Consider the following 4,188-nt stretch of genomic DNA (forward strand, 5'->3'; position numbering starts at 1 on the left):
GCCCGCCGGTCGTGCCGGCGCCGCCACGGCGCCGGAATAGCCGCTTCGTGCCCTGCACGAGGTCGTCGACGAAGGTGAAGAGGACCGGGATCACGAGCAGGCTGAGGAAGGTCGAGGTGATCAGGCCGCCGATCACGACGATCGCCATCGGCGCCCGGAAGCTCGGGTCGACGCCGATGCCGAGGGCGATCGGCATCATGCCGGCGCCCATCGCGATCGTCGTCATGACGATCGGCCGGGCCCGCTTGTGGCAGGCGTCGAGCAAGGCCTCGAAGCGCGACATCGCGTGGTCGCGCTCGGCCATGATCGCGTACTCGACGAGCAGGATCGAGTTCTTCGTCGCGATGCCCATCAGCATGATCAGGCCGATCATCGACGGCATCGACAGCGACTGGCCGGTGATGAAGAGGGCCAGCATCGCCCCGGGGATCGCCAGCACCAGGGCGCCCAGGATCGTCACCGGCTGGACCCAGGCGTGGAACAACAGGACGAGGACGACGTAGATGCAGGCGACGCCGGTCAGGATGGCGAGCAGGAAGCTCTGCGCCAGCTCGGCGAAGGCCTCGGCATCGCCGACCTCCTGCTGGATCACGCCGTTCGGCAGGCTGACCAGGCTCGGCAGCGCCTTGGCCTGCTCGCTGACCAGGCCGAGCGGCTGGCCGTTCAGCTCGATCTCGAAGTTGATGTTGCGCAGGCGGTCGTAGCGGTCGATCTGCGCCGGCCCGCTCTCGATGGTCAGCGTCGCGACGTTGCCGAGCGGCACCGGGCCGCGCGCGCCGGGCACCGGCAGGCGCTGCAGCAGGTCGAGGTCGGTGCGCGCCGACGCGGGCAGCCGCACGACGACCGGCACCTGGCGCTGGCTGAGGTTGAGCTTGGCCAGCGCCTGGTCGTAGTCGCCGGCGGTGGCGATGCGCAGCGTGTCGGCGATCGCCGCCGAGGTGACGCCGAGGTCGGCGGCACGCGCCGAGTCGGGCCGCACGATCAGCTCGGGCCGGGTCAGGCTCGACGTCGACACGACGTTGCCGATGCCCGGGATGGTGCGCAGCTCGCGCTCGACCTTGGCCGCGTGCTCGCTGAGGACGCGGCCGTTCTCGCCGGCGAGGACGATGACGTACTTCTCGCTCGAGCCGCCGAAGCCGACCTTGACGCGCGCGCCCGGGATGACGGCGAGCGAGTCGCGCAGGCGCGATTCGACGGCCTGCTTGGTGACGCCGCCGCGCTCGCCGCGTGGCGTCAGGTTGAGCGTGAGCGTGGCTTGCCGCACCTCGGGCACGCCGCCCATCGCGAACGGGTCGCTGCCGGTGTTGCCACCGCCGACGGCGGTGTAGATCAGCTTGACGTCCTTGTCCTTCTCGAGGATGGCGCGCGCCTGCTCGGCGGTGGCGAGCGTCTGCCGGAAGGTGCTGCCGGGCGGCAGCGCCAGGCTGACCTGCGTCTGCGAGAGGTCGTCGGGCGGAATGAAGGCGCCGGGGATCAGGCCGAGCGCCATCGGCAGCAGCGACAGCACGGCGAAGACGCCGGTCGCCGCCATCGTCGCCCAGCGATGCCTGAGGCACCAGCGGACGACGACCATGTAGTGCTTCAGCCAGCTCGCCTCCTGCTCCTCCTTCTTCGGCCGCTTGAGGATGTAGGCGGCCATCATCGGCGTCAGCATGCGGGCGACGACGAGCGACCAGAAGACGGCGATCGCCGCGGTCCAGCCGAACTGGACGAAGAACTTGCCGGGCACGCCGGACATGAACGCCGTCGGCAGGAAGACGGCGATCAGCGTGAACGAGGTGGCGATGACCGCCAGGCCGATCTCGTCGGCGGCGTCGCGCGCCGCGTCGAGCGGCGACTTGCCCATGCGCAGGTGGCGCATGATGTTCTCGATCTCGACGATGGCGTCGTCGACCAGGATGCCGACGACGAGCGACAGCGAGAGCAGGGTCACGACGTTGATCGAGAAGCCCATCAGGTTCATGACCCAGAAGGCCGGGATCACCGACAGCGGCAGGGCGGTCGCCGAGACCAGCGTCGCCCGCCAGTCGCGCAGGAACAGGAAGACGACCAGCACCGCCAGCGCCGCGCCTTCGTAGAGCAGCAGCATCGAGCCGTCGTAGTTCTCCTGCACCGGATCGATGAAGTTGAAGGCCTCGGTGACGACGCTGTCCGGGTGCTCCGCCTTCAGCTTCCCGATGCGTTCGCGCACGCCGGCCGCGACCTCGGTCTCGCCGGCGCCGCGGGAGCGGACGATCTCGAAGCCGACCACCGGCTTGCCGTTGAGCAGCGCCGCGCTGCGCTGCTCGGCCGTCGTGTCGCTGACGGTGGCGACGTCGGAAAGGCGGATCCGTCGGCCGTCGGCCAGCGCGATCTCGAGCCGGGCCAGCTGCTCGGCCGACTGCACGGTGGCGATCGTGCGCACCGACTGCTCGCTGCCGCCGACGTCGGTGCGGCCGCCCGAGGCTTCCTGCTGGATGCTGCGCAGCTGCCGCGAGATGTCGGAGGCGGTGGCGTTGAGGGCGAGCAGCCGGGCCGGGTCGAGCTCGACCCGGACCTCGCGCGCGACGCCGCCGACGCGGCTGACCGCACCGACGCCGCGCACGGTGAGCATGGCCCGGGTGACCTCGTTGTCGACGAACCACGACAGCGCCTCGTCGTCCATCCGCGTCGACGACACGGTGTAGGTGAGGATCGGCGCGCCGGCCAGCTCCATCTTCGTGATGACGGGGTCGCGCAGGTCGCCGGGCAGGTCGGAGCGGATCCGCTGCACTGCGTCGCGCACGTCGTCGAGCGCTTCCTGGGTCGGCTTCTCGAGGCGGAACTCGGTCGAGATCGTCGCCGTGCCGTCCTGCACCTTGGTGTAGATGTGCTTGACGCCCTGCAGCGTGGCGATCGAGTTTTCGATCTTGCGGGCCACCTCGGTCTCGAGCTGCGCCGGCGCGGCGCCCGGCAGCGAGGCCGTGACGATGATCGTCGGCAGGTCGATGTCCGGGAAGTTCTGGATCTTCATCGAGCGGAAGCTCATCAGGCCGAGGATCGTCAGCATGATGAACAGCAGCACCGACGGCACCGGGTTCTTGATCGACCAGGTGGAGACGTTCATGGCCGGACGCTCGACGCGTTGCGGGCGGTGACCGCCGAGGCCGCGGCGGGCGCGTCGACGACGCGGACCAGGTCGCCGTCGGCGAGGAAGCCGCCGCCCTGGGCGACGACGCGGGCGTCGGCCGGCAGCCCGGAGACGATCTCGATGCGGTCGCCGACGCGGCGGCCGGTCTGCACCTTGCGCTCGACGATCTTGCCGTCGGGGCCGACCTGCATGACGAAGCTGAAGCCCTCGCGGAGCAGGACCGCCGTCTGCGGCAGGGTGAGCGCGCTCGATTCGCCGATCCCGAACTCGCCGCGCGCGAACATGCCGGCGCGGGCGCTGCCGCCACCCGGCAGGTCGACGTAGACGAGGCCGTTGCGCGTCTGCGCATCGACCGTCGGCGCGACCATGCGCACCGTGCCGACCAGCGGCGCCCCGCTCGGCGGCACGACGGTCGCCTGCATGCCGGCGCGCACGCTGGCCAGGTCGGACGACGCCACCTCGGCGCGCCACTCCAGGCGGCCCTTGCGGATCATTCGGAACAGCTCCTGGCCGGCCGGCAGAACGGCGCCGACGGTGGCGCTGCGGGCCGAAATCACGCCGTCGTCCGGGGCCAGGACGGCGGTCTGCGACACCCGCAGCTGGCGCGCCCGCGTCGCGGCCCGCTGCGCGTCGAGACGGGCCCGCGCCGTCCGCTCCGCGGTCACGTACTGGTTGATCGTCGTTTCGCTGAGCGCGCCGGTGGCCTGCAGGCTCTTGGCCCGCTCGGCATTGGCGCTCGCTTCGGCCAGCGTCGCCTCGGCCTCGGCGACGGCGGCGCGCTGCTGCGCCAGCTCGACCTGCATCGTCTCGGCCGCGAAGGTGGCGAGCACCTGGCCGCGCCGGACCACGTCGCCGACGTTGACCTTGACGTCGGCCAGGCGGAGCCCGTTGGCCTCGGTGCCGATCACGGCCTCCTGCCAGGGCGCGATGTTGCCGTTGGCGGCGATGCGCAGCGGCACGCTGGTCGGCTCGGGCCGGGCGACCGTGACGGTGAGCGCCGGGCGCGGCGCCGCCGCTGCCGCCTTCTTGTCGGCTTCGCCCTGCGCCTGCGCCGGCAAGGCGCCGGTCAGCAGGACGGC

At 71.5% G+C, this 4,188-nt stretch carries 2 protein-coding genes; both read right to left on the reverse strand.

Annotated features, from left to right (window positions below; all coding sequences use genetic code 11):
* A partial coding sequence (locus AC30N0_RS18960) for an efflux RND transporter permease subunit (RefSeq protein WP_489519445.1) occupies window positions 1-3,085 on the reverse strand: 3,085 nt, incomplete at its 3' end.
* Window positions 3,082-4,188, reverse strand: a 1,107-nt coding sequence (locus tag AC30N0_RS18965) for an efflux RND transporter periplasmic adaptor subunit (RefSeq protein ID WP_489519446.1), incomplete at its 5' end; no start/stop codon positions are given. The genes AC30N0_RS18965 and AC30N0_RS18960, both read right to left, overlap by 4 nt.

It is taken from the genome of Rhizobacter sp. (genome assembly GCF_031412495.1).
In the GTDB taxonomy this organism is placed as follows: Bacteria; Pseudomonadota; Gammaproteobacteria; order Burkholderiales; family Burkholderiaceae_C; genus Schlegelella_A.